Annotated in this window: 21 protein-coding genes and 1 pseudogene; 11 read left to right on the forward strand and 11 right to left on the reverse strand. The window is 60.7% G+C overall.

Features of this window, described 5'->3' with window-relative positions; translation table 11 throughout:
• Positions 1 to 92 precede the first annotated feature (92 nt).
• The 4 genes from RMET_RS08395 to RMET_RS08410 all read left to right on the forward strand — a co-directional run bounded on the left by RMET_RS08395 (position 93) and on the right by RMET_RS08410 (position 2,062).
• The gene (locus tag RMET_RS08395) at positions 93 to 524 is read left to right on the forward strand and encodes a universal stress protein (protein WP_011516405.1); all 432 of its coding nucleotides are present in this window, start codon (positions 93 to 95) and stop codon (positions 522 to 524) included.
• A 47-nt stretch (positions 525 to 571) separates the two neighbouring features.
• Positions 572 to 1,012 (forward strand): universal stress protein, encoded by a 441-nt coding sequence (locus tag RMET_RS08400; protein WP_011516406.1) that lies wholly within the window; start codon positions 572 to 574, stop codon positions 1,010 to 1,012.
• Positions 1,013 to 1,255: 243 nt separating this feature from the next.
• Positions 1,256 to 1,483 carry a hypothetical protein gene (locus RMET_RS08405; protein ID WP_011516407.1) on the forward strand — a complete coding sequence of 76 codons (228 nt, stop codon included), beginning with the start codon at positions 1,256 to 1,258 and terminating at the stop codon, positions 1,481 to 1,483.
• A 183-nt stretch (positions 1,484 to 1,666) separates the two neighbouring features.
• A complete protein-coding gene (locus RMET_RS08410; protein ID WP_231138478.1) occupies positions 1,667 to 2,062 on the forward strand; it encodes a hypothetical protein in 396 nt (131 codons plus the stop codon).
• Between the two features lie 128 nt (positions 2,063 to 2,190).
• On the opposite strand, the pseudogene RMET_RS08415 reads toward RMET_RS08410, so the two are convergent.
• Positions 2,191 to 2,406: pseudogene (locus RMET_RS08415) on the reverse strand (integrase); the annotation flags it as partial.
• Positions 2,407 to 2,529: 123 nt separating this feature from the next.
• On the opposite strand from RMET_RS08415, the gene RMET_RS08420 reads away from it, so the two are divergent.
• On the forward strand, positions 2,530 to 2,739 hold the full coding sequence (locus RMET_RS08420; protein ID WP_029307940.1) for a DUF2145 domain-containing protein: 210 nt from the start codon (positions 2,530 to 2,532) through the stop codon (positions 2,737 to 2,739).
• Between the two features lie 96 nt (positions 2,740 to 2,835).
• Here the strand turns inward: RMET_RS08420 and RMET_RS08425 are convergent, their stop codons facing one another.
• Entirely contained in the window at positions 2,836 to 3,978 is a 1,143-nt protein-coding gene (locus tag RMET_RS08425) for a 3-deoxy-7-phosphoheptulonate synthase (protein WP_011516410.1), read from the reverse strand.
• A 290-nt stretch (positions 3,979 to 4,268) separates the two neighbouring features.
• Between RMET_RS08425 and RMET_RS08430 the strand changes: the two genes are divergently transcribed.
• The gene (locus tag RMET_RS08430) at positions 4,269 to 5,504 is read left to right on the forward strand and encodes an MFS transporter (RefSeq protein ID WP_011516411.1); all 1,236 of its coding nucleotides are present in this window, start codon (positions 4,269 to 4,271) and stop codon (positions 5,502 to 5,504) included.
• Between the two features lie 86 nt (positions 5,505 to 5,590).
• Here the strand turns inward: RMET_RS08430 and RMET_RS08435 are convergent, their stop codons facing one another.
• The 5 genes from RMET_RS08435 to RMET_RS31730 all read right to left on the reverse strand — a co-directional run bounded on the left by RMET_RS08435 (position 5,591) and on the right by RMET_RS31730 (position 12,775).
• Positions 5,591 to 6,715, reverse strand: a complete 1,125-nt coding sequence (locus tag RMET_RS08435; protein WP_029309709.1) for an ABC transporter permease — start codon at positions 6,713 to 6,715, stop codon at positions 5,591 to 5,593.
• A gap of 68 nt (positions 6,716 to 6,783) precedes the next feature.
• The gene (rbbA, locus tag RMET_RS08440; RefSeq protein ID WP_011516413.1) at positions 6,784 to 9,543 is read right to left on the reverse strand and encodes a ribosome-associated ATPase/putative transporter RbbA; all 2,760 of its coding nucleotides are present in this window, start codon (positions 9,541 to 9,543) and stop codon (positions 6,784 to 6,786) included.
• Positions 9,544 to 9,553: 10 nt separating this feature from the next.
• Complete coding sequence (locus RMET_RS08445; RefSeq protein ID WP_011516414.1) at positions 9,554 to 10,621, reverse strand: HlyD family secretion protein; 1,068 nt, start codon at positions 10,619 to 10,621, stop codon at positions 9,554 to 9,556.
• Positions 10,622 to 10,633: 12 nt separating this feature from the next.
• Positions 10,634 to 12,166, reverse strand: coding sequence for an efflux transporter outer membrane subunit (locus RMET_RS08450; RefSeq protein WP_051723122.1), 1,533 nt, complete (start codon positions 12,164 to 12,166; stop codon positions 10,634 to 10,636).
• 228 nt (positions 12,167 to 12,394) lie between these two features.
• Positions 12,395 to 12,775 carry a hypothetical protein gene (locus RMET_RS31730; protein ID WP_011516417.1) on the reverse strand — a complete coding sequence of 127 codons (381 nt, stop codon included), beginning with the start codon at positions 12,773 to 12,775 and terminating at the stop codon, positions 12,395 to 12,397.
• Between the two features lie 384 nt (positions 12,776 to 13,159).
• Here RMET_RS31730 and RMET_RS08460 point away from each other — a divergent pair, with 384 nt between their 5' ends.
• Positions 13,160 to 14,776: a diguanylate cyclase domain-containing protein gene (locus RMET_RS08460; RefSeq protein ID WP_409365163.1), complete on the forward strand. Its 1,617-nt coding sequence runs from the start codon at positions 13,160 to 13,162 to the stop codon at positions 14,774 to 14,776.
• A 65-nt stretch (positions 14,777 to 14,841) separates the two neighbouring features.
• On the opposite strand, the gene RMET_RS08465 is transcribed toward RMET_RS08460, so the two are convergent.
• Entirely contained in the window at positions 14,842 to 15,987 is a 1,146-nt protein-coding gene (locus tag RMET_RS08465; protein WP_157139103.1) for an EAL domain-containing protein, read from the reverse strand.
• Between the two features lie 291 nt (positions 15,988 to 16,278).
• Here RMET_RS08465 and flhD point away from each other — a divergent pair, with 291 nt between their 5' ends.
• Together flhD and flhC are read left to right on the forward strand one after the other, a co-directional pair.
• A complete protein-coding gene (gene flhD, locus RMET_RS08470; protein ID WP_011516420.1) occupies positions 16,279 to 16,596 on the forward strand; it encodes a flagellar transcriptional regulator FlhD in 318 nt (105 codons plus the stop codon).
• Between the two features lie 15 nt (positions 16,597 to 16,611).
• Complete coding sequence (flhC, locus tag RMET_RS08475; RefSeq protein ID WP_011516421.1) at positions 16,612 to 17,253, forward strand: flagellar transcriptional regulator FlhC; 642 nt, start codon at positions 16,612 to 16,614, stop codon at positions 17,251 to 17,253.
• Between the two features lie 319 nt (positions 17,254 to 17,572).
• Here flhC and RMET_RS08480 read toward each other — a convergent pair whose 3' ends face one another.
• The 3 genes from RMET_RS08480 to RMET_RS08490 form a co-directional block, all read right to left on the reverse strand.
• On the reverse strand, positions 17,573 to 18,307 hold the full coding sequence (locus tag RMET_RS08480) for a helix-turn-helix domain-containing protein (protein WP_011516423.1): 735 nt from the start codon (positions 18,305 to 18,307) through the stop codon (positions 17,573 to 17,575).
• 175 nt (positions 18,308 to 18,482) lie between these two features.
• Complete coding sequence (locus RMET_RS08485) at positions 18,483 to 19,706, reverse strand: MCP four helix bundle domain-containing protein (protein ID WP_011516424.1); 1,224 nt, start codon at positions 19,704 to 19,706, stop codon at positions 18,483 to 18,485.
• Between the two features lie 553 nt (positions 19,707 to 20,259).
• Positions 20,260 to 21,210, reverse strand: coding sequence for a hypothetical protein (locus tag RMET_RS08490; protein WP_409365164.1), 951 nt, complete (start codon positions 21,208 to 21,210; stop codon positions 20,260 to 20,262).
• 205 nt (positions 21,211 to 21,415) lie between these two features.
• Between RMET_RS08490 and RMET_RS08495 the strand changes: the two genes are divergently transcribed.
• Positions 21,416 to 22,900 (forward strand): DUF3300 domain-containing protein, encoded by a 1,485-nt coding sequence (locus tag RMET_RS08495; RefSeq protein ID WP_041240527.1) that lies wholly within the window; start codon positions 21,416 to 21,418, stop codon positions 22,898 to 22,900.
• Between the two features lie 36 nt (positions 22,901 to 22,936).
• Positions 22,937 to 23,851, forward strand: coding sequence for a DUF2950 domain-containing protein (locus RMET_RS08500; RefSeq protein WP_011516428.1), 915 nt, complete (start codon positions 22,937 to 22,939; stop codon positions 23,849 to 23,851).
• Positions 23,852 to 24,389: the final 538 nt, after the last annotated feature.

A 24,389-nucleotide genomic window follows, 5' to 3' on the forward strand; every position in this document is an offset into this window, starting at 1 on the left:
CCGGTATCTCGTGCCTGAAGGCATAGGAACGCTGCCAGTTCGACAATCGGTCGTGCGTATGCAAACCGATTCGCCCTCAACCCAAGACCTCTATGTTCAAACACATCCTGCTGCCCGTTGACGGTTCCGACCAATCGCGCAAGGCTGTATCGGCGGCCATTGAATTTGCCCGTAGCACCAGGGCCCGCCTGACGCCATACATTTGCAAGGAAGAGCCTCGCTTGTCCATTTCGATGAGCGCGGCGGTTGATACCGGAAGTGTCGAGAGCAGGCTCGAAAGTGCGGCCCGGGAGGAACTCTCCCGGATTGAAGCCGCAGCCGCATTGGCGGGAGTACCGTGTATCGGAAAAACGTCCTCCGCCTCGGCACCACATCTTGGGATTATCGAGAAAGCCAATGAACTGCAGTGCGACGTCATTTTCATGGCGTCTCACGGTCGAAAGGGGTTGGGAAAACTGCTGCTTGGCAGCGTCACACAGGACGTGCTCTCCCATAGCACGATCCCCGTTCTCGTGTTCCGATAAGCGCAGTTCGCCAGACGATTCCACAAACAGAAGAGGAGGAGGTCATCGTGTACAAGAAAATCCTGTTGGCTGTTGATGATAGTGATGCCGCCGAGCTTGCCCTTGCGCAGGCCGTGACCGTCGCAAAAGCCATGAGCGCGGAGGTCAAGGCATTGTTTGTTGTCACACAGGCGCTCGGCAGCACCTTGACGCCTGCCGAGGCGGCAACCGCGGCCATCGGCAAGCGGATACTGGAACATGTCCGGTCGAAGATGGAAGCCAACGGCTTGCACTACTCCACCGAGTTGCTTGAGGAGGCGGGGTCGGCAGCAGGCCAGATTGCCGACACGATCACCAGCGAAGCCAATGACTGGGAGGCCGATCTGATCGTAATGGGAACGCATGGCCGACGCGGCATCAAGCGTATGGTGCTTGGTAGCGTTTCAGAGGGTGTATTAACGCAATCCCGGATCCCTGTGCTGGTGGTGCGCAGCGATTTCGAGGATTGAACGTCCGGGACGTGCTGACTGGCCGCTCATTGCCAATGTTGCGCTGACACCGTTGCTGAAAGCAGCATGCAGCATCGACATTGGGCAGCACTGCACGCCCCGGATAGGTCCGGCAGACGTTCGCTTTGCCGGCCAATTGTGACTGTTCCCGCCGGAGCTTGGGAAACATCCGTTCCTATCCAATTGCACTTGCTGTTGGTATACGGGTTTTCTTCAGGAACAGTCGTGCAGTCCCAAGTACCCATGCATCAAGCCCCACCTTCGCGCCTTGGCTGCGACGCGACCGATGCTATTCGTCAACTCAAGACGCTGACCGAGATTCTTCCGACCGCCAGTCTGCTGCGCAAGGCCGCGTTGGCCCTGCTGTTGGAAGCGAATGCCAGGGCGCAACCGGATGCCTTGCCAATGGCGTTGGCATCGCCTCCCGCACTGACGCCTGCGGTCCCGGAGATCACTGGGAGGCCCGCATGACAGCCGCCGAATTCCAGCAGCTTGTCATGCAGATGGGGCGAGCGCTCGCAATACTCAGTGTCATTCTCCTTGTCGTCATTCGACTGGCATACCCGGGCGAAAATGGCAAAAAGTAGCCGCCCCCGCAAGCCGTATCGCCCACGTCAGACAGAGGCCCATCTCACCGGACGCCTGCAGCCGTGGGTGCTCGACAAGCTCTTCGCACCGCTCGAAAGCATGTTGCAACACATCCGGGACGGCGGCGAGCTGGAGGTCGACGACGATGAGCAGCTTTGGTACTACAGCACGACGATGGGAGGCAGTTTCAAATGTGCAGAACTGCTCGAGTCGTTCGGCGACATCTTCGCCCGGCAGCGGCAGCGCGATACGCATGCACCGGATCCCGAAGCGCTGTATGCCATGGCGGCAAGCATGACGGCGGAAATCCTGGCGATGCGCGAGGTGGAGGCTGCCATTGCCTGCGCCAGCGAGATGCGCGGCTATATGGCCGCGTCGTCATTGGGGAACATGAAAGATGCGGTGCTGCTGGCATCGCTGGACAGTCACATGACGACTGTGTATGGGCAGGGCGACGCGTAAGCGCTGAGGGCGTGTCTCGCCTGTCCTGTCCTCCTGTCTCATGGGGTTGTGACGGACGACTCCTGTGAGGGGTGCTAAGCCGGAATCCCAGATTTGCTGGGATTCCTTACGATCCAGTGGGTTATCGGCTATTTTCGGGCGCCGAAGGCCTGCCGCATCTGCTTGGCGCGCTCAAGCTCACCGCCGCGCAAGTACATCGACGTTGTTGCGATCGACGCATGGCGCAGGTTGTCGCGTTCGGCCGTGAGTTCGACGCCGCGGGCCAGTGCGTGGCTGGCATGACTGTGTCTCATCCAATGGGGCGTTGCGCGGCGTAGCTTCTCCGTAGCCACCGGATGAACGCCTTTGATGACGTCTGCGGCCTAGTTAAAATCAGAATTCGAACGGCTGGGTCATCGAAACCGTGGCCGCCGCAAGCGCGCGACGCCACCATCCGTGATCGTGGGCAAGCACAAGCGTGGCTGGAGATGGCGGGCTACAAGCTGTCCGAAATGGAAATTGGCACGCTGACCCGACTCGGCGGGTGGATGTTCAAGGCCAACGTGGCATTCGATGATCACCCCGATTCCCTGCGGTTTGCGGGCCGGATCCGTACCGTGACCGTCGAATCGATCGAGACCTTCCTCAAGACCCAGCGAAAGGGCTGGGATATCTTCGAGATTCCGGGTCGGTGCTAGACATTAATCGCTGACAGAGATTTCCGCTCGAGGCTTGCCGCTTGTCAGATGGACATTGGCAAGCCCGGACCGGTCATCTCCCGTCTGGATCTCCGATTAAGCCTTCCTGTTTACCCCACGCCGTACATTTACCGCCTCGCTCAGCAGTTCCAGCACCGTCACGGAGTCCTCCCACCCGATGCAGGCGTCCGTGATGCTCTGACCATAAGTGAGACCCGATGGGTTGTGTTCTCCTGGGGTGAACTTCTGCGCGCCGGGTACCAGATGGCTCTCGACCATCAGGCCGAAGATCGACTGGCTGCCGCCGCTGATCTGCTGCGCCACGTCGCGTGCGACGTCGATCTGGCGTTGGTGCTGCTTGTTGCTGTTGGCATGGCTGCAATCGACCATCAACGAATTGCGCAGCCGCGCCGCTTCCAGTTCCTTGCACGCTGCGGCGACAACCTCCGCGTCGTAGTTGGGCGCCTTGCCGCCGCGAAGAATGACGTGGCAGTCCGGGTTGCCCTTGGTATGGACCGTCGCGACCTGGCCGTTCTTGTGCACGCCAAGGAAGTGGTGCGGGCGCGATGCGGCCTGGATCGCGTCGATCGCGATCTTGATGTTTCCGTCGGTGCCATTCTTGAAGCCAATGGGCGCGGAGACGCCCGAAGCCAGTTCCCGGTGTACCTGGCTCTCGGTCGTGCGGGCGCCAATCGCGCCCCAGCAGATCAGATCGCCGATGTACTGGGGCGAAATGACGTCCAGGAACTCGCCGGCCGCCGGCAACCCGAGGCGGTTGATATCCACCAGCAGGCTGCGCGCGATGCGCAGGCCTTCGTCGATGCGATAGCTCTCGTCCAGGTAGGGGTCGTTGATCAGGCCCTTCCAGCCGACCGTGGTGCGGGGCTTCTCGAAATACACCCGCATCACGATTTCCAGCGAGTCCGCGTAGCGCTCGCGTTCGGCCGCCAGACGCCGTGCGTAGTCGAGCGCGGCCTGCGGGTCGTGGATCGAGCAGGGGCCCATGATCACGAGCAGCCGGTCATCACTGCCATGCAGAATGCGGGAGATGCGCTGGCGCGTCTGGGTGACCAGCGATTCAACGGGGGTGCCACGGATGGGGAAGAAACGGATCAAGTGCTCGGGCGGGGGCAGCGGGATGATGTCCTCCACGCGCGCATCGTCCGTCACACTGGTGCGGTCCGGCGGCGCCTGCCAGCCTTCGGCAACGCTGGGCGGGGACTTTTGTGGATCATTCATGGCTGACTCCTGGGGGAAACTGGGGAATATTGTGCGGCGGCTGATGCCAACCAGGCTTTGTAGCGGAACTCGGCAAATCTGTCATTGCGATACCGCAGGCTAGATCGGGAGAGATTTTAAATGAGCGGAAGGCATGGAAGGCGCGAAAGGAACGAGGCAGGCATATGACCCGTCCGGTTTCTGCAGGGCAGGCCAGTACTGGTGTTCGGGAGCATTTCCTTGACGGCGCAATTAATGGAGAATGGGCGAACCTGTCTTCACCACGGCAGGACACAAAATAGAACCACGATATGTCCTCTCGATCCTCGCTGCGCCCCGTCTTGCCGATTCTCATCGGCGCGTCAGTCATGCTGTCCCTTGCCATGGGACTGCGTCAGAGTCTCGGAATCTTCGTGCCGCCGCTGACGCGGGACATCGGGATAACGGTGGGCGACTTCACCATCGCGGTAGCGGTGCAGAACCTCACCTGGGGCTTGCTGCAGCCATTCGCCGGCGCGCTGGCGGTCCGGACCGGTTTTCGTCCGCTGATGATGGGGGGATCGTTGCTGTACCTCATTGGCCTGGTGTTGCTGGCCACGGCTAATGGCTTGTGGGCCGTGGTGATTGGTGCTGGTGTGCTGATTGGCATGGCCATGGCCACTACTGGCACAGCCTTGGCCATGGCCGCGGCGTCGAGCGCGGTCAGTCAGAACGTGCGAAGCATGATTCTGGGCCTGGTGTCCGCTTCGGGATCGATCGGCGCAATGATCGCGGCGCCGCTGGGTCAGGGCATCACCGGGGAGTGGGGCTGGCGCATGGGCGTGGCAGCCTTTGCAGTGCTGGCGGTCGTGATGTTGCCCGCCGCATGGTTTGCGGGCCGCGCGGACAAGGTGCGGGAAGCGCCGGCGGCGCGGGCGCAGCCAGAACAGAGCGGCCGCCAGGCCCTGATGACCGCGCTGCGACACCCTCCGTTCGTCGTCATGGCGCTCGCCTATACGGTATGCGGCATGCAACTGGTCTTCCTGACCACGCACCTTCCCGCATATCTGGAAGTCTGCGGCATGGATCCGATGTTATCCGCCAAGGCGCTCGGCCTGATCGGCGGATTCAATATTCTGGGAAGCCTGTTCTTTGGATGGGCCGGCGGCAGGGTCAACAAGCTGCTATTGCTGGGTGGCATCTACATCTGCCGATCCATCGGCTTCATCTGGTTCTTCCATGCCCTGCCGACACCAGAAAGCACGATGATGTTCTCCGCGATCATGGGCTTTCTGTGGCTCGGTGTGTCGCCGCTGGTGCAGGGGTGGATTGCCCAGACGTTTGGTCTGCGCTGGCAGGCAATGATCGCCGGCGTGGCGTTCTTCAGCCATCAGATCGGCAGTTTCATTGGCGCCTTCGGTGGCGGCTGGCTCTACGACCAGATGCAGAGTTACTCGCTGGCGTGGAAGGTCGGTGCGTCGCTTGGCTTGACCCTCGGGCTGATCCAGGTTGCGTTCGCCTTTGCTTCCAGGCCGCGGGCGCCACGGCTGGTGCCCGCGGCGGAGTAGGGGCTATCGGCGTTGCCGGCCTCGCGGAGGTGTCGAGTTCGAGATCGGCGGTAGACGGAACGCCGTCCATCGGACGGCTCCCTCCTTTACGCCATCTGGCTGATCGTCTTGCGGAAGCGCCGCAGCGATATCACGAAAAACGCCGCCCCGATCACGAACAGCGCGACGAACTGCACCCACACGACCTCAAGGCCCGCACCACGGAACAGGATCGCCTGGCTGAGTTCCACGAAGTGGGTGGTGGGCGCCGCCAGCATGATGTACTGGACAATCTCCGGCATGCTTTCGCGTGGCGTATTCCCGCCGGACAACATCTGCAGCGGCATCAGCACGAGCACGAGCAGCATGCCGAACTGCGGCATCGAGCGCGCCAGCGTGGCCATGAAGATGCCCATCGAGGTGGTGGCGAACAGGAGCAGCGCGGCGCCGCACAGGAAGAGCGTTTCCGACCCGGCGATCGGCACGTGCAGGGCGCCACGCACGATCAACATCAGTGACATGGCGGCGGCGACCAGCACCACCAGCCCCATAGACCAGACCTTGCTGAGCATGATTTCCGACGGCGTGACGGGCATGACCAGCAGGTGTTCGATCGTGCCGTGCTCACGCTCGCGGATCAACGCGGCGCCAGTCAGGATGATCGACAGCATGGTGATGTTGTTGATGATCTGGTTCAGCGCGCCGAACCATGCCAGTGTCAGCGTTGGGTTGAAGCGCACACGCAGCGCCAGTTCCACGGGCAGCCGGGTGGTGGAGCGGTAGCGGTCCACGAACGTCTGGATTTCGCCCGAGACGATCTGCTGAACGTAACCGCTGCCAGTAAATGCCTGGCTCATGCGCGTGGCGTCGACGTTGAGCTGAATCTCGGCGAAGCGTCCGCCCAGGACATCCCGCTGGAAATTCGGGGGGATATTGAGCGCGAACGTGTAGTTGCCAGCATCCATGCCTGCGTTGACTTCCGACGACGTGATCATTTGCGGCATGGTGAACTGCGGCGGGAAGAGGGCGGAAGCGATCTGTTGCGACAGCGGCGAATGGTCTTCGTCAACGATGGCGATCGGCGCCATGTGCAGCGTATCGGGCTGGGCCGTGGCGGCCGTGTACACCGAAGCCGTGAACGTGTAGATGATCAGCACCAGCATGATCGGGTCACGCGCCAGGCTCCAGAGCTCCTTGACGCCGAGCCGGTAGATGTTCGCCAGATGGCGCAGCGTGCCGCGTCGTGCATCGGCGCGAGCGGGAGTGGCTGCAGGGGTGGAGGCGTTGGGCGCGGCGTCCATCATTTGTCCTGCTTGGCCAGCAGCGCCACCGTCAACCCGAGAATGACGGGGATGGCGATCAGCATCGGCCAGTACGAAGCGTGAAGGTCGGAGAAACCAAGCGCCTTGTTGAAGACGCCACGGCTGATGATGAGCATGTGCGTGGCGGGATAAATGCCGCCGATCACCTTGCCCGCGCCCTCCATCGAGGATACCGGCGTCAGAAGCCCCGAGAACTGTATGGTCGGGATCATCGTGCCGATCATCGTGAAGAAGAGGGCGGCGATCTGGCTGCGGGTGAACGTCGATGCGAACAGGCCAACGCCCGTGGACACGACGTTGAAGATCAGCGCCGCCAGCACCAGCGCCAGAAAGTTGCCTTTCACCGGTACCCCAAACAGGGTGACCGCCAGGAACGACATCAGGAAGAAGTTCAGCATCCCAAGGGCGACATACGGCATCTGCTTGCCCAGCAAGAACTCGGTACGCGTGACGGGAGTGACGTACAGATTCAGGATGGAGCCGAGTTCCTTTTCGCGCACGACCGACAGGGCGGTCAGCATCGCCGGCATCATCATCAGTAGCAGCGGAATCACGGCCGGCACCATCGCCGGCAAGCTCTTGACGTCTGGGTTGTAGCGGAAGCGGGTCTCGATCGATACATTCGATGTGGCTCGCACACCGTAACGCCGTAGCGCCTGATCCGCCAGCCAGATCTGGTGCATACCCTGGACATAGCCCTGAACGGTTTCGGCCCGCATCGGCATTGCGCCGTCGATCCACGCGCCGATCTGGACTTGCTTGCCACGCGCCACATCGCGTGCGAAGCCTGGCGGAATTTCGATAGCCAGGGCCAGCTTGCCGCTGCGCAGGCGCGCGTCCATGTCGGCATAGCTCTCAAGTGGCGGCTTCTGGACGAAGTAGCGCGAGCCGGCAATATTGAGCGCGTAGTTCTCGCTCAATGTGGTCTGGTCGCGGTCGAGGACCGCATAGGTCAAATCCTCAACGTCCATGCTGATGCCGAAGCCCATCACAAGCATCAGGATCACGGAGCCCAGCAAGGCCAGGGTCAGGCGCACCGGATCGCGTTGAAGCTCCAGCGACTCGCGCCACAGGTAGCTGTACATCCGGCCGAGCGAGAAAGACTGATGCTTGCTTTTTGCCTCGGCTTCGGCTCCGGCCTCTACCGGGGACGCCGGGGCCTCCGCGCCTTCCGAGGCTGCCTGCGTGCCGCCGCCGGCTGCCACGAGGTAGTCGATAAACGCGGCTTCCAGCGTATCCGCGCCGCAATCGCTGACGATCTTCTCGGGCGGATCGCTGACCAGCACCTTGCCCGCGTGCATCAGCGAGATGCGGTCGCAGCGGGCCGCCTCGTTCATGAAGTGCGTGGAGATGAAGATCGTGACATGGTCCTCGCGGGACAGCGCAACCAACAGCCGCCAGAAATTGTCACGCGCCACGGGATCGACGCCGGAGGTCGGCTCGTCGAGGATCAGCAGTTCGGGCTTGTGCACCATTGCCACGGCCAGCGAAAGCCTCTGGCGCATACCAAGCGGCAATCCGTCAGGCAGGCTCTCCATCACGTCCTGCAGCCCGAAGCGCTGGGCCATTTCCTCCACACGGACTTCGATGTCCTCCCTAGGCACGTGAAAGAGCTGGGCGTGAAGCACCAGGTTCTGGCGCACCGTCAGTTCGGTGTAAAGCGAGAACGCCTGTGACATGTAGCCCACGCGGCGGCGGGTGTCGATATCGCGCGGATCCACTTCCTGACCGAACAGCCACGCGCGTCCGTCGCTGGCGGGCAGCAGACCGGTCAGCATCTTCATCGTCGTGGACTTGCCGCAGCCATTGGATCCGAGAAATCCGAAGATCTCGCCCCGCCGAATCTTGAACTGCACGTGGTCCACCGCGACGAAATCGCCGAAGCGCATGGTCAGGTCTTTCGCCTCGATGGCGATCGGGGTGTTTTCGTCCACGGCCAACGGCGCGATCACCACGGGCTCGTAGCCACGCTTCTTCTCCTCGGGCAGCAGCCCGATGAACGCGCCTTCGAGATCGGCGGCGCTGGTGCGGGCCAGCAGTTCTGCCGGCGTCCCGGTATCGAGGATCTTGCCGCTGTCCATCGCCACCAGCCAGTCGAAGCGCTGGGCTTCATCCATATAGGCGGTGGCGACGATCACGCTCATGCCCGGACGATCCTGGCGGATGCGGGCGATCAGGTCCCAGAACTGGGCGCGTGCCAGGGGATCCACGCCGGTGGTTGGCTCGTCCAGAATCAGCAGGTCGGGGTCGTGGATCAGCGCGCAGCAAAGGCCAAGCTTCTGCTTCATGCCGCCGGAGAGTTTGCCGGCCGGGCGATCCAGGAACGGTTGCAGACCGGTGCTGCGCGTGAGGTCGTCGATGCGATGACGCCGTTCGGCCGCACCGTGGCCGAACAGTCTGGCAAAGAACTGCAGGTTTTCCTCGACCGACAAAGTCGGGTAGAGGTTCTTGCCCAGCCCCTGCGGCATATAGGCGATGCGCGGGCAGACGGCGTCGCGATGGTCCTTGCGCGACATGTCGCCGCCGAGCGCGGTGACCGTGCCTTCCTGCACGGCCCGTGCGCCGGCCACCAGCGACAGCAGGCTCGACTTGCCAACACCATCGGGACCGATCACGCCGATCATGCAGCCCGCGGGAAACTCCAGCGAGATGTCGTCGAGAGCAACCGTCTTGCCATAGCGCAGCGTGACATGCGCGACGCCGGCAACGTGTTCGTGCGTACCCGTCGAGACGTTCATTACGCGGTCTTCAAGGTAATTTTGTGGTCAGCGACGCCGGCCACTCTGCCTTGGCATCGAGCTTGACCCATGCCACCCCAGGAAGCCCCGTCTTGACCACTTTCAGATGCTTGCGCAGCAGATCCGGATCGATCTTGGCGCGAACCCGGAACATCAGTTTCTGGCGCTCGCTTTCCGTTTCCACGGTCTTTGGCGTGAACTGCGCGGTGCTCGAGACAAAGGAGATCTTTGCCGGAATCACATACTCCGGAGCGGCGTCCAGAATGATCCGGGCGTCTTGGCCGATGGCAAGCCGACCGGCCTGTGCTTCGGGCAGGAAGAAGGTCATGTACACATCCGACAGATCCACGAGGTTCAGTACCTTGCCGCCAGCGCCGAGCACTTCGCCTGGCTGCGCCACGCGGTACTGGATCCGGCCGTCGCGCGGTGCCTTCAGCTCGCTGTCGTCGATATCGGCCCGGATGCGGGCGATAGTGGCCTGCGTGGCGGCGACCGTCGACTGCGCGCCAACTACCTGTGCCTGGGCGGCCTCGATGGCCGACTGGGCTGCGGCCACCTGGGCGCGGGCTGCGGTCACGGCTGCCTGGGCGCTGCGCTCACGCGCGCGGTCGTCGTCCAGTTCCTGGATCGAGGAGGCGCCTTCCTTGGACAAGGTTTCGGAGCGGGCGCGCCGACGGAGCGCTGCGTCGAGTTCGGCCTCGCGCTGGCCGACCAACGCTTCCGACGTGGCCTTGTCGCTCTTGCGCGCCGCGGCCTGCGCCACAGCCGCCGCGGCTGCGTTGATGGCTTGCTGATGCTGGGCCACGGCTTCATCGTGCTGGGCCTCGAGCGTGGTGATCTGCATCCGGGCCAGTGGCTGGCCGGCCGTCACGAAATCGCCTTCAAAGACGAGGATGTCGCTGACCCGGCCAGCGAGCTTGGTCGCCACATCGACCTCGGTGGCCTCGATGCGACCGTTGCCGCGCGCGAAACCTTCGCCGGGGCCGTTGTCGCGCAGGCGATCCCATGCGTACCAGCCGCCGGCGACGGCAGCGAGCACGACCAGGGCGGGAACGAGCTTGTTGGTAGGAAGCTTCATGGGCCGACTTGGTTAACGAGCAGTAGAAGGTGTGGAGGGCTTGGCGTCAGGCGCTGCACTGGCGGGCGCACCTTCCGGAGCGGCCGCCTCCGGCGGCGAGGCAACGGCTGTGCCACCGCCCAGTGCGGCATACAGGCTGACGCGGCTGGCAAGCAGGGCGCGGCGCGATTGGACGGCCTGTTGCTCGATGGCAAGCAGATCGCGCTCGGCATCGAGGACTTCGAGGAAGGCTGCTGCACCATTGTCGTACCGCAGTTTCGCCAGTCGCCGGCGTTCGGCCTGTGCCGCCTGTGTGAGTTGCAGAATATCGACCTGTTCGGCCAGCCAGCGCTGCGCGCTCAGGGCATCGGCCACATCGCGGAAAGCATTCTGGATGGTTTTCTCGTATTGGGCTACCGCCTCCACGCGCCGCGCTTTCGCGAGGTCGAGGTTGCTACGCAACTGTCCGCCCTGGAAGATCGGAATGGAAATGCTTGGGGCGAAGGACCATACGCCACTGCCTCCACGGAACAGACCATCCAGGTCCGCACTGGCCGTGCCGGCGAAACCGGTCAGGGTCACTCGCGGGAAGAACGCCGCGCGCGCAGCCCCGATGTTTGCGTTTTCAGCCATCAACTGGTGCTCGGCCGAGACGATGTCGGGGCGGTTCTCCAGTTGCTCGGATGGCAGGCCAGCGTCGATCTGGCGCATCAGTTCGGCATCGTTGACCAGGCCGATGGCCGGCTTGACGTCGACCGGCGCGCCCACCAGAACCTCCAGCGCATGAGACTGTGTGGCGCGGTCCTGTTCGAGTTGGGTGACCAGTGCCCGGGCCTGCTGGTAAAGGGTGATGACTTCGGTCAGCTCCAGCTTGGATGCGGAACCGACTTGTTCCCGGCGCGTGAAGATACGCAGCGATTCGGCCCGGGTGTCCGTGGTCTGCTTTGCCAGAGCGATCCGTTCGTCGAGCTCGCGAATGGCCAGATACGTCTGCGCCACCTGCGTGATGATCGACAGTGTGACAGCCCGTTGCGCAGCATCGGACGCCAGATAGTTCTGCAAGGCGGCGTCCTTGAGACTGCGAATACGTCCCCAGAAATCGATCTCCCACGTGCTGAGTCCAACGCCAACTTGATATTGGCTGCTTATTAGAGGTCGACCAGTCAGATTCAGATCACCGGGTACCCGAGCTCGGGTTCCATCGGCGGATGCACCGATCCACGGGTATTGCTCCGCCCGCTGAATGCCGTAGGCAGCAAGCGATTGCGCGACACGCGCGGCGCCGATGCGCAAGTCCCGGTTGTTGTCGAGCGCTTGTCCGATCAGTGCCTGAAGCTCGGGGTCCGCGTAGAACTCGCGCCAGCCTATTGTGGCGGCTGGCGTGATGGCCGGCGCCGCGGCATCTGGCGACCACGTGGTCCGCACCGGTGCAGCAGGACGCTCGTAGGCGGGATCCATCGAGATGCAGCCGCCAAGCAGGATCGGGACGACTATCAGTGCCGCGGCAGGTCCGCGACGTGAGATTTGACGCTTGATGAGTAACTCTCTGGCAAAGGCAAGTGACATGCGTGGTAGCCATTCCATGCAGGCATCACCGCGCATGGCGCGCCGTGAAAAAATCCGGGGGCATGGGGCACGCGGAGTGCCCCGTCAGGGTTTCCCCCAGAATATCGCAGCTCTGCGTGGGGACTTTGATTCACGACATGAATCTTTTATTTGGCGAATTAAATGAATTCCTCATTGTGGTTGCGCCCGATTCCGAATTCAGGCATGTGGCAGTCGGCTTTCATTCCCTCACAGGCACTCGAGGTATCGGTTCATCTCGTCCAGAAGTGCGTGGTAGAAGGCGTCCGGCAGGGGCCGTTCGTCGGCGTGCGCGAGGATTCGTTCCGTACCGGCTCGCAGTTCGTTGGCGATTCCGGGCCGCAGCGCGGTCGGCAGATGGCTGCACAAGGCTCTGAGCAATTCTCGAATAACCAGCAGCCTGGCTCCGTAATGTAGCGACGCATCGCCCAGTACGCCGATATCGCTCATCATGGCACCGAGCGGATCAGCGGGCGTGCCACCTGAGCCTGGGTTCTCGCGGGTGGTGCAGGGAGGTGTCAGTTCGGCTCTTGCCTGAGTTGCCACGCCGAATGCGGCGGAGAATGGTTTTCGACTCATATTGATCTTCATGGATTAGGTTCGCCTGCATGGAGGCGAAAGTGCGGATAGGCCTCTCTATCGCGATAGCAGCCTACGCTGCCATCGCGCCACGCACGGCCACACTTGAGGTGTCTGGTGTTTAACCGATGGGATGCCGTGCTTCGGTTGCTAATAACGGCCTGCGGATCCAGATATGGGTCTGCGACATTGACCGTGGGCAATTCGCGGCAAGTTGTTGCTCGCCGGAGACGTCGAAGGCAGCGTGTCGCCGACGTCGTCCATGTTGCGCGAGCTCCTGCAATACATATTCCGGCTTTGCCTTGATGCGAATCAACATGGAAGATTGGGGAGGCAGCGAAGTCCCAGTATCCTGCCCACACTTCAACGTTCTTGTTGCAATTCGTCGCTGGCTTTGTGGAAACACCCAAGGCCTGCTGGCCACATTCGTCATTGGGAATGGAATCATATGCCCAACCGCTAAGGCGTCGAGGTGTCAAAGCCATAGCTGCCGGGGTCGTCGCCCTGACAGCACTGATCGGCGGAAGCACGTTCGTCATGTTGCGGTTTGACGGATACGTGAAGGCAATCTACGAGCACAACACCGCGCCGATCAGAGAACTCGCAGAAATCAGGGCACGTGCGACCGACATCCGCCGCTTGCTCTGGCGGCTTGTTGCCTTGCGCGGCCGCGAAGAGGAACGCCAGGCCATCGCGGCCATACATGTGAATCTGAGGGCCATCGACAACGCTTGGGCCCGGTATTGCGCGGATGCGCCAGACAATCAGCACGAGGACGTGCTCGCCACCGAGATCGGGCATCGGCTGACCTTGTTCAGCGGAATCGTCCGGTCTTCGCTGGAGCGGATTTCCTTCGGCGATCACGATGACACGCGCGACTGGCTGGAGCAGAACGTCGAGGCGCTAAATCAGCTGGATACGCTGATCGCGAGCGAGGTCGATCTGAACGTCGCCATGGCGGCCGCGCTTCGGCAGGAAAGTGCCACCATGCTGAGCGTGGCCATCACCACCGCCTTCGCATTTGTGCTGCTGGCGACTGGCGCGATGATTTCGATCGCTATCTTCACGCACCTGGTTCGCCAGCGTGACGACGCCATGGAGGAGTCGCGCTATCACCTCTGGCTGGCGGACCAGGCCATCGAGATGACCCTGGATGGCGTCATGATTACGAATGCGGAAGGGACGATAGAAAAGGTGAACCCCGCATTTTGCCGCCTCACGGGATACAGCCAGGCCGAACTGGTCGGCAACAACCCTCGCATGCTCAACTCCGGACGACAGACGAAGGAGTTTTATCGCGGACTCTGGAAAGCGCTGAGAGAGGCGGGCCAGTGGAAAGGCGAGCTGTGGAATCGGCGCAAGGATGGTGGCGTGTACCTGGAGTCGTTGTCGATTGCGGGCATTTGCGGGGCAAACCACGAGTACACGCATTTTGCTGCCATCTGCACTGACATTACGCATCGGCAACAGACTGTAGAGCGGCTTGGCCATCTTGCCACCCACGACATGCTGACAGGCCTGCCAAACCGGTTTCTGCTCGACGAGCGCCTCAGCCAGGCGCTTGCCCGTGCCAGGCGCATGCCACAGCCAGTTGCACTCATGTTCCTGGATCTGGACGGATTCAAGGCCGTCAACGATACGCTGGGGCATGGCGTCGGCGATGAGTTGCTCATCCTGATTGGGCGGGATCTCCAGAACGCGGTGCGCGATTCCGACACGGTTGCACGGATTGGTGGCGATGAGTTTGCCATCGTTTTGGAAGGCATCGCGGACCAGGACCATCTCCCAATGCTGGCGCGGAGCCTTCTCCGGATGATCCGGTCCGCGCGGCAGATCGGCGAACACCAGGTTTTCGTGACGTCCAGCATTGGCATCAGCGTGTACCCGACGGATGCATTGACACCCGGAGAACTGTTGAAAAAGGCGGATGTGGCTATGTACCACGCCAAGCGCAATGGAAAAGATGCGTTCTGTCTTGCCTCGTCAATCGGAAGTGCGGAGGCCACGCTGTAACAGGAACGCTGGCTCCACTGCCGTGCGGCAATACCGACCGCCAAGGAGGAGCATCAGCCACGGGATTACATCGCCGCGGCCAATTTGCGGCGGGCCGTCCGATACGCTAGAGCACTCACGCCGTCCCGGGTTGCCGCCTGCAGCAATTCGTTCACTTCCGAGCCAACGTTGGTCAGCGGCCCGAAGGTTGTGTGCACCTCGTCGCGGAAACGCGCGAGTCTGCAAGTCCGACATGTCTGCGCCATGCATGTATACGCCGAATCGTGTGCCAGACCGGCGCAGCGCAGGTCGACCACCGGAAAGTCCTGCCCACCCGCGAGTAGACGTTCCTCGGCGACAACAAGGTGTGCGAGTCTGCCAGGAGCGCTGCTGGAGGGCACGCTGGAAGGGGGCCCTTGTCGATTCTCCAGCCAGTCCGAAAGCTGCCGCGCTGGCATCGGCCGGGCCACGGCATAGCCCTGGGCGCCGTCGGCGCCAAGAGTACCGATTGCGTCGATCAGCCCGACACTATCGACACCTTCCACGATCACGGTTTTGCCCAGGGCATGTCCGAGTCGCGTGAGCTGATAGACAAAGTGCAGCGCATCCACATCGTCGACGGTACTCATTGCGACGATATCGCGGTCAATCTTGATGCAGTCGAAGGGTAGGCGCCGCAAACGGATCAAGCTGCTGTGTCCATAACCCAGATCATCCTCGGCCATGCATACGCCAAGCGTCCTGAATCGGTTGAACTGGGTCAACGCTTCATTGGTATCGCTCAGTCCTTCTGACTCAAGAATTTCGAGCGTAAGCAATTGCGGCGCGCGATCGTGGCGCGCTAGTGCCTTGACGGTTGCATCGTAGTAGCGCGGATCGTCAAGGCCGTCCGGAGGAACATTGATTGCAAATCCGATGGCTTTGCCATGATCCAGCCAATTTCGTTGTTCCTGCAGCGCCTGGTCCAGGCCAAGAACGTAGAGCTCAAGGAGATGCTCAGGGTCAAGATGGGGCAGGAAGGAGGCCGGAAGCAGGACGTCTTCGTCGTCCAGCAGCCGGGCAAGCGCCTCGATCTTGAGGATGCCGCCAGTCCTGAGGTCAAGTATGGGCTGGTACATCATCTGCAGCGCCCCGGACCGCAATAGCGCAACGGCCCGCCCGTGAGCAATGCAAGGCGGATCAGGCGTCTGGCCAGACAAGTGAGTATCGGCGAACTGCGGTGGGAAAATCATGGCTGAAAGCATTTTGACAGGTTAGGCACGATGCCCGCACTTGCGTGAGGCGGATATTATTTACGGAAGTCTGATCGTCAATTTCATTCTGCAATAACATGTATTTTGATTTGCATCAAAACTGATATCTATTTACATCAAGAAATATCACGATAAATGTAATGACGATGTCTTGTGACGAGTCTATTTATCGCATTTTGACAATTCACAAACTTCACCGTCAATCTTCCAAAGAAGAGTCTTTTGGTGGGCTAGTATTGGCGCATCAACCACGTAGTAATTAACTTAAAAATGGAAGTAGACGATAGGGTCATCAGCATTTCAGATTTCAATCTTTCTTATCTCTTGCTTGCCCAGCGCATGATTCTTTCGCATGACGCGGAAGCCATGTTCCGGCTAGGTGTCAGTCAGGAAGTGGCCGAGATCATTGGGGGGTTGAGCGCCGCGCAGTTGGTCAAGCTGGCGCGAACCAACATACTTCTTTGCGCCTTCAGATTCGATAACCATTCACTGCTCGCAACGCTTGCAAATGGGTCGCCGCAACACGATCTCCAGCAGATGCACATGGCTATTCTGCTCTCGGCGCACCCCTTGGACTCGATCAACTGACGATGCAGGAGGAACATGACGACTCGAAAGAGTGTCCTTAGAGAAGTAGAGGAGTTCCGGCTGGCGGTTGAGCTGGTTGAACTCGGCGCGCGGTTGCAGGTTTTGGAGTCCGAAGTCGCGATATCGCGGGACCGTCTTACCCGGCTCTACAAGGAGTTGCGAGGTGTCTCGCCGCCGAAGGGGCAATTGCCGTCCTCGCCAGAGTGGTTCCTGACATGGCGACCGAATGTGCACGCATCGCTATTCCTGTCCGCCTACAGGTTTCTGATGGCACAGGGCAAGCAATCGCGCATCCGCTGCATTGTTTCTGCCTATCGCCTGTACGTGGAGCACATCTCGCTGATAGGCGAGGATCTCACCTTGAGCTTTACACGAGCCTGGACCATGCTCAGGTTCCTGGACTCCGGTACGTTGGTCAGCTCCACATGCAAATGCTGTGGTGGTTCGTTCGTCAGGCACAAGTATGACCTGCAGACCAACTTTGTCTGTGGATTGTGCGCGCCGCCCCCACGCGCAGCCAAGGGGAAGAAGCTGGCTACGTCAGCGGAGCCCTTCGTTGTGCCAGAAGACTTGCAGCAAACGATATCCATCGAACCCGCGGCGATGAATCGCCCGAAGGACGCCCCCCTCCGTCGGATGGGCAGTTTGAAGCCCTGAGTTCTGCTTTACCCCCCCGGCAGTTTCACTTTTGGCGGCTATCTCTATAGACGAGGAGGCTTCGATTCTTCATGTCCAGACCCCAATAATCCATCCGCGAAAAATATTCTTCATTGTGCAAAAAAAATGCCCTCCAGAGGAGGGCATAAACGCGGATATAGCCAAGTCCAATGGGGAGAAAACCTGGCTACGTTTTCAAGTATATGTTTATTTACAATCAAACAAGAAAAATAAACGTTAAAATATTGCATTTGCGCAAAATTAATGAGTGCGTGAAATGCCAGAATCAATAGCAAATAAATCAGTATCAAAAATCATTTCAGTTCGCAAGACAGTGATTCTGGAACGATGCCAGAGCGCCCGACGATCCTTCATATATCAGGCGTAGTCCGTTGAGATCGTTGAGCTTCACGCTGCGGTGTCGTACGGTGATCAGTCCCGTCTCCGAAAGCCTGGAGAACAGGCGGCTGATCGTCTCGAGTTTCAGGCCCAGATAGCTGCCGATCTCCTCCCGGGTCATCCGCAGTTGGAACTCGCTTGCCGCAAAGCCCCTGGCGGACAGCCGCGCGGAAAGACTGAGAAGGAACGCGATCAGCCTTTCCTCGGCATTGAGCACCCCAAGCGTTCTCAGCATGGCATGGTCGTGACGGACTTCGTTTGCCATGAGCCGCAAGATGTTGTTGTACAACCCGGGCAGCGCGACAGCCAGATCGCGCAACGCTGTCAGATTGATGCGGCAGAGCCGGGCGTCCTCGAGGGCCACCGCGTGAGACATATATTGCGGGGACACGAGGCTGTCGAGGCCGACCAGTTCGCCGGGAAGATGAAACCCAACGATCTGTACGCGTCCATCCTGGGTGGAAACCTGACTCTTCAATGTGCCGACACGGATTGCATAGATGGATGTCACGGGATCACCCAGCCGATAGAGCGATTCGCCCTTGTGCAGGCTGATTCGGCCATGTACGACGGAGTCCAGGCGATCGATGTCGCGGCGATTCAATCCACCCGGGAGGCAAAAGCTGGCGAAGGTACATGCAGAGCAGCGAGGCATTTTCAAGTGAGGCGATGCGAGAGGGGCGCAATTTCCGTAACTTGCAGACCGTTGGCAGCGATGGCTACCCGGAAGGCGAGAGGCGGTGGCGGACACCTGGGTGGTGGCGTGTGCTTGACGCCACCCCCGGCTTTATTGCTTTGGACCCGCAGAGGAGACTCCCTCATGCGTGAGATCAGAAGGTTTGCCAGTCGTCGTGACCTGACTTGCCTTCCAGAGTGGCCAGCGCAAACTGGCTGGATGGGTTCATCACCTTGGTTTTCGCAACCTTCTTGACGATGGGCGCAACGGCTTTTGGCACGGAGGCGCGAGGCACGGTGACGGCGCCGGTACCGTTCGCGAGACGGAAGAACATCATGTCCTCCTTCATTCGCCGCGCCTGTTCCTGAAGAGACTGAGAGGCGGCCGCAGCCTCTTCGACCAACGCGGCGTTGTGCTGCGCGGCTGCGTCAATCTGGTTGATGGCGACGTGTATTTGTTCACCCCCACGGCTTCGCTTATCGGACGTGGCGGCGATCTCTCCAATAATGTCCGACATCCTGTTGATCACGCTGATGACTTCCTGCATGGATGCGCCCACGTCGCCAGCCTGGCGCGACCCTTCCTCCACGGTGGCGGAGAGCCTTTCATCCATCAACTTCAAGGCGTCAATAGCGCGACCAATCTCGTCCTGGGTATCAACGACGATAGGCTGGCCGAGCTTTCCTTTGGAGACATCGGCGGCATTATTCAATGCCTTGTCGGGCGGCTTTGTTACCCCACGCGTCAGCAAGGTGGCGATTACCAGCGACAACAGGATGCCAGCGGCCATCAGCAAAGCGGCCATCACCAGGATCGTCTTCGTCATGCCCGAGCTTTCCTTCACGGCCGCTTCCGCCTGCGCGGCGTTGTCGTTTATGGCCTTGTCGATCAACTCGTTCAGGCGGTCAGCTTGCACGGCGACGTTGGCGTCCTGATATTCCTTGGCCGCAACATAGTCTTCCGCACGAAGCAGGGCCAGCACCTTGTCGTTCTCCGGGAGGAGTTGCTTCAGTGCAGCATTGATCTGCGTGGCAAGTTCTCGTTCGCTGGGCGAGGTGATGCCGTCCGGGTAGTAGCGCGCCCAAGCATCTTCGATGGCGGCGCGTGACGCGGCGATGTCCTTCTCTGCCTGTGCGGTGGCTTGCGGCGAAGCTTCGACCTGTGCACGCCAGAGATTCATACGTATGCGCAAGGAGTGCGCCCTGACCGAAGCCACGCGAACAAGTGGTGTGGTATTGGACGCATAGAGTGCCTCGATGCGCTCACCAAGCGTGGACAGACCGTAATAGCCAAATGCGCCAACGCCGGTCAGCAGTAATGCAAACAATGCGAACCCCGCTATAAGCCTGGATTTGATGCCGATAAGAATATTCTTCATTTTATGAAAAACGAATCTTCTTTCGCTTGCATTTGTATGGAATATACCCACACCCAATGATGCGAAATAAGACCAGGAAATCCAGCGAGGTCCAAGGATGGACACTTCATTAAAGTCTTACGGATGACGGCCAACCCTCTTGAGGCGCTGATACTTGCGCAGATCAAAAATGCATTTGAATTTATTTCACACTCAATCCTATATAAACGGGATAGATGATGGTTGTAGATTATTGACTATGATCAACATTTGGGCGCGCCGTGCATCAAATAGCGCACATTAATGACATGAAACTGGCCGAAAAGCGCACAGCCATAGGGCAGACGTAAACTTGGTGTGATATGCCGCCGTCCGTTTTTGGCGGCGCTAATGAGAAATATCTGAATGCATTACGGCGCGCGTGAGCGCGGGCATTCAGCGCAAGACCGAAGTCCGATGACAGTTATGGGATTTGTTTGTTGCACCAAAATGGATCAACAATAACCATATTGGTGCAGGGTGGGGGAAAGTCGATCGCAACAACTCTCAAATGATCGGTTTTGCGATATCCGCCTCAGAAGCTCGCCGCCAGTCCGAGGGAAACGCCAGAGACATTATTGCCAAACACATATCGGACGACGGCCCGCACACGTGTCACATACACCTCGTGCGCGGTGGTATCCAGTTCCAGTCCTGCGCCCAGCGTTGTCAGGTAATTGAATCCCAATACTCCCGCCTGCGCGCCAAAGTAATGCGAATGGGAGAGTTCGAGTACGTATCTAAGCGGGCGATCAAGCGCGATCAGACCAGTCGGGGCGCGCCAGCGGGCATAGAGATTAGCGGTTTGTGAGGTAACGGACCCTTGGACCGCTGGTGCGGAACCGCCAAAGCTCTGCAAATGGATGCTGGTGTAGCGGAGCTCGATATCAATGTCGTGCTCTGGCCGGTAATGTTCCCAGTCCAGCATCAGCGCGCCACCCAGGCCGTAGGCATTCAACGTCCCACCGTTGAGGAAGTTGATGTCGCGGTCCGTCACGTGCTGGACGACCGCCGTGGCAAGCTTGAGGTCGCTCGATACATTGCCCAGCGAAGCGTTGAGGATCGGGCGGATGACCAGTTCCTTGTCGTCAGTTAGCGGAAAATCCCAGCCAATACCGACCGTTCCAGCGAAGGTATTCCAGCGTGTGGGAAGCAGCCGCGATTCCGCCCCGTCTGTCGATACAAAGGTCGGATCGTAGCGGCTGTACGCGATCGAGCCTTCGAGATAGAGCGGAAACGTCTTGCTCATCGTGAAGCCGCCACCAAGCTGGGACATGACAATGCCGGGGTTGTCCGTCTGGGCGCTTTTGATCGACAGCGAACTCGATGCCAGATCCGGCACGACCGAATAACTCATCAGCGACAGCACGGCGTTGGCCTGCCGTTGCACACCAGGCCCGAAAATTTGCGCCTGGGCGTGCGCGGCGGGCACGGCTGTCGCCATTACCAGAAGCAGCGCCCCCCTGCACGCGAGGGCGCTGAACATGCCGGGTCGATGTTGCCGTTTCGTGACACGGTCCATACGTTCGTCCGAGATGTCATGCAAGGCTTGTACCTGGCGGAAGCGTACCGTTGGTCCGTTCGCTCGCGTATTGGACCAAGGTTCCATTGCGGGCAGCAAACGGGGCATCTATAAGATCACCATGTTGGCATCGGTGCCGGCGAAACCGATGCGGTGTCAGGAGGGTGCCATGACGCGTTGCAGCGTGCGACGACTCAGTTGGATCGGAGCATGGATCATAGCTTGCTTCCTAGCAAGCATTGGTAGCGCCTGGGCGCAGGAAAATAGCGCCGGCCCGGCGTCATTCAAGCCAGAGGAGCTCGAAGCGCTGGTCGCGCCGATCGCGCTTTATCCTGACTCCGTGCTGGCGCAGGCGCTGATGGCGTCGACCTATCCGCTCGAGGTGGTACAGGCGGCGCGATGGGTTAAGGCCAACCCCAACGTCAAAGGGGATGCCGCCATCAAGGCGGTCGAGAGCCAGCCGTGGGATGTCAGCGTGAAATCGTTGGTCGCGTTTCCGCAGGTGCTGGAGCCGATGAGCGACAAGCTCGACTGGACCCAGAAGCTCGGCGACGCGTTCCTGGCGCAGGAGAAGGACGTGATGGCGGCGGTACAACGGCTGCGCGCCAAGGCCCAGCAGTCCGGTAACCTGAAATCCAACGAGCAGCAAAAGGTCATCGTGGAGCCGCCAGCGCAGGCCAGCGGCGGCACGACTGGTGGGGGAGGCACCACCCAGACCATCGTGCGGATCGAGCCGGCCAATCCGGAGGTGATCTACGTCCCGTCGTACAACCCCACCGTCGTCTATGGCGGGTGGAGCTATCCGTCCTACCCGCCGTATTACTGGCCGCCGTCACCTTATTACTATCCTGGCGGCGCCCTGATGACCGGCTTCGCCTGGGGCGTTGGACTGGCCGCCGCTGGCGCGATCTTCTCGAACTGCAACTGGGGCGGTGGCGACGTCAATATCAACGTCAACAAGGCGGCGAACATCGACCGCAACTTCGACCGGACCAAGGTCCAGAACGGCAACCGCTGGCAGCACGATTCCAGCCATCGCAAGGGCGTGGCATATCGCGATAACGCTACGCGGGAGAAGTTCGGCAACAACGTGGGCGGCGCCGACAGGCGCAATGACTTCCGTGGCCGCGAAGGTGGCCGCGATGGCGCGGGAGACAGGGCAGGTGACCGGGCCGGAAATCGGCAAGGCGACCGCGCAGGGGATCGTGCGGGCGACCGCGGTGGTGACAGGGGCGGTGATCGCGGCGGTGATCGTGGCGGTAACCGCGCCAGCACGGGTGACCGCATGGGCGGCTCGGATCGTGCGGGCGTTGCTGACCGGAGCGCCGGAGGCGGGGATCGTGGCGGCGCGGGTGTCGGAGACCGGAGTGCCGGCGTTGCCGACCGAAGCGCGGGCGGCGGTAATCGAAACAGCTACGGTGGCGGCGGTCGCGACAACGCATTCCAGGGCGTTGGCGGCGGTAGCACGGCCCAGCGCGACCTGGATCGTGGCCGGGCCAGTTCCAGCCAGGCAGGATTCAGCGGTGGTCAGCGTGGTGGTGGCGGCGGCGGCGGTGGCTTTAGCGGAGGGGGAGGACGCGGCGGTGGTGGATTCAGCGGCGGCGGCGGACGCGGGGGCGGTGGTGGTGGCCGTGGCGGCGGCGGAAGGCGTTGATATGCGACACACCAGGGTATGCAGAAGGGGACATTCATGCTCGCTTTGACCCGTATCTTGCGAATGGCCATCACGGCCACCGCGGTGCCGCTCATGCTGATGCTCGGCCTGGTGCCGGCCGCGCATGCGCAAAAGTCGTTCGCCACTCCCGAGGCCGCGATGAACGCGTTTGGCGATGCGGTCACCACGAGCAACGACACCGCCATCGACACCATGTTCGGGAATCAGGCACGCCGGCTGATCCCGCCACTGGGGGCCGAGATTCGCTACAAGTTCCTGTCCGCCTGGAGCCAGTCGCACTCGATCCAGAAGCAGGACGACAACACTGCCCGCATCGCCGTCGGCAATGATGGCTGGACGATGCCCATCCCGCTGGTCAGGCGCAACGGACAGTGGCAGTTCGATACGCAAGCCGGCTTGACCGAAATCCGCTTGCGCCGGATCGGCCGTAACGAGTTGTCGACGATCCAGACCATGCTGGCGGTCTACGATGCGCAGCGCGAGTACGCGAGCACCGATCATGTGGGCGATGGAATGATGGTCTACGCCGCGCATCTGGTCAGTTCGCCTGGCAAGCGTGATGGCCTGTATTGGCCGACGTCGGCCGGCGAGCCCGAGAGCCCGCTGGGGTCAGCCTTTCTGCGCGCCGTGGGCCGCAATGCCAGTGCAGAGGGCTATAACGGATACCGATACAAGCTGCTGACGTCACAGGGGCCTGCGGCACCGGGCGGACAGTACAACTACCTCGTGAATGGCCGGTTGTTTGGCGGGTTCGCGGTACTGGCGTGGCCTGTCAAGTATGGCGAGACCGGCATCAAGAGCTTCATCGTCAATCACGAAGGGCAGGTCTACGAACGCGATCTGGGCAAGAACACGAGCGCGCGCGCCGATGGCATCCAGTCATTCGATCCAGTGCCGGGCTGGAGCAAGGTATCCGCCACTGCACCCTAGCGGGAAATTTGCAGGCGGAAGTACCGCAGACTCCGCTTCGGACTTCCAGATATCTGACTAGTGAGATAAAGCTCGCAGTAATGCGAGCTTCTTTTTTTTTTGCACCGCGAAGTTGCGATTGCTTTCCCTAAAGGCCCGAGTTAATTTTGACAGGACGCAAAGTTAGAAACCAATGAAAACGAAGTGGCCCACATCTGCCTGGGTCACCAGCACGGATTCCTGGCCGGTTCCTCTGGAACTGGCGCCGGACGTTGAGTCGGATTTTGTCGTAGTCGCTTGGGGTAAGCGCTCAGGGATGCCGTATCGAGCTGGATAGCCGCGCGGGCTTGCTATGTTCGCGTGCGGCGACACGCCGTTATTCCGTTCCCGGGACATCCCCAGCATCTTGGAGGGATGTCATGTCATTTGTTGTCCTGCCTGTCGTGCTGTCGGCTCTGGCGTCCCTGGTTGCAGTGGCGAAACTCTCGCGTGTCCGCGCTCGGGCCAATGCCCGCAGTGGCCGTCATTTGCGGCAATGCAGCAAGTCTCATTCACTCCA

The sequence above is a fragment of the Cupriavidus metallidurans CH34 genome (genome assembly GCF_000196015.1).
GTDB lineage: Bacteria > Pseudomonadota > Gammaproteobacteria > Burkholderiales > Burkholderiaceae > Cupriavidus > Cupriavidus metallidurans.

Excerpts from the sequence above, each read along its gene's own strand:
- RMET_RS08485 (WP_011516424.1), bottom strand. The coding sequence starts at position 19,706 with ATGAAGAATATTCTTATCGGCATCAAATCCAGGCTTATAGCGGGGTTC.
- flhD (WP_011516420.1), top strand. The coding sequence starts at position 16,279 with ATGGAAGTAGACGATAGGGTCATCAGCATTTCAGATTTCAATCTTTCT.
- RMET_RS08480 (WP_011516423.1), bottom strand. The coding sequence starts at position 18,307 with ATGCCTCGCTGCTCTGCATGTACCTTCGCCAGCTTTTGCCTCCCGGGT.
- RMET_RS08405 (WP_011516407.1), top strand. The coding sequence starts at position 1,256 with ATGCATCAAGCCCCACCTTCGCGCCTTGGCTGCGACGCGACCGATGCT.
- RMET_RS08450 (WP_051723122.1), bottom strand. The coding sequence starts at position 12,166 with ATGTCACTTGCCTTTGCCAGAGAGTTACTCATCAAGCGTCAAATCTCA.
- RMET_RS08500 (WP_011516428.1), top strand. The coding sequence starts at position 22,937 with ATGCTCGCTTTGACCCGTATCTTGCGAATGGCCATCACGGCCACCGCG.
- flhC (WP_011516421.1), top strand. The coding sequence starts at position 16,612 with ATGACGACTCGAAAGAGTGTCCTTAGAGAAGTAGAGGAGTTCCGGCTG.
- RMET_RS08495 (WP_041240527.1), top strand. The coding sequence starts at position 21,416 with ATGACGCGTTGCAGCGTGCGACGACTCAGTTGGATCGGAGCATGGATC.
- RMET_RS08420 (WP_029307940.1), top strand. The coding sequence starts at position 2,530 with ATGGCGGGCTACAAGCTGTCCGAAATGGAAATTGGCACGCTGACCCGA.
- rbbA (WP_011516413.1), bottom strand. The coding sequence starts at position 9,543 with ATGAACGTCTCGACGGGTACGCACGAACACGTTGCCGGCGTCGCGCAT.
- RMET_RS08425 (WP_011516410.1), bottom strand. The coding sequence starts at position 3,978 with ATGAATGATCCACAAAAGTCCCCGCCCAGCGTTGCCGAAGGCTGGCAG.
- RMET_RS08445 (WP_011516414.1), bottom strand. The coding sequence starts at position 10,621 with ATGAAGCTTCCTACCAACAAGCTCGTTCCCGCCCTGGTCGTGCTCGCT.
- RMET_RS08465 (WP_157139103.1), bottom strand. The coding sequence starts at position 15,987 with ATGATTTTCCCACCGCAGTTCGCCGATACTCACTTGTCTGGCCAGACG.
- RMET_RS31730 (WP_011516417.1), bottom strand. The coding sequence starts at position 12,775 with ATGAAGATCAATATGAGTCGAAAACCATTCTCCGCCGCATTCGGCGTG.
- RMET_RS08395 (WP_011516405.1), top strand. The coding sequence starts at position 93 with ATGTTCAAACACATCCTGCTGCCCGTTGACGGTTCCGACCAATCGCGC.
- RMET_RS08430 (WP_011516411.1), top strand. The coding sequence starts at position 4,269 with ATGTCCTCTCGATCCTCGCTGCGCCCCGTCTTGCCGATTCTCATCGGC.
- RMET_RS08490 (WP_409365164.1), bottom strand. The coding sequence starts at position 21,210 with ATGTTCAGCGCCCTCGCGTGCAGGGGGGCGCTGCTTCTGGTAATGGCG.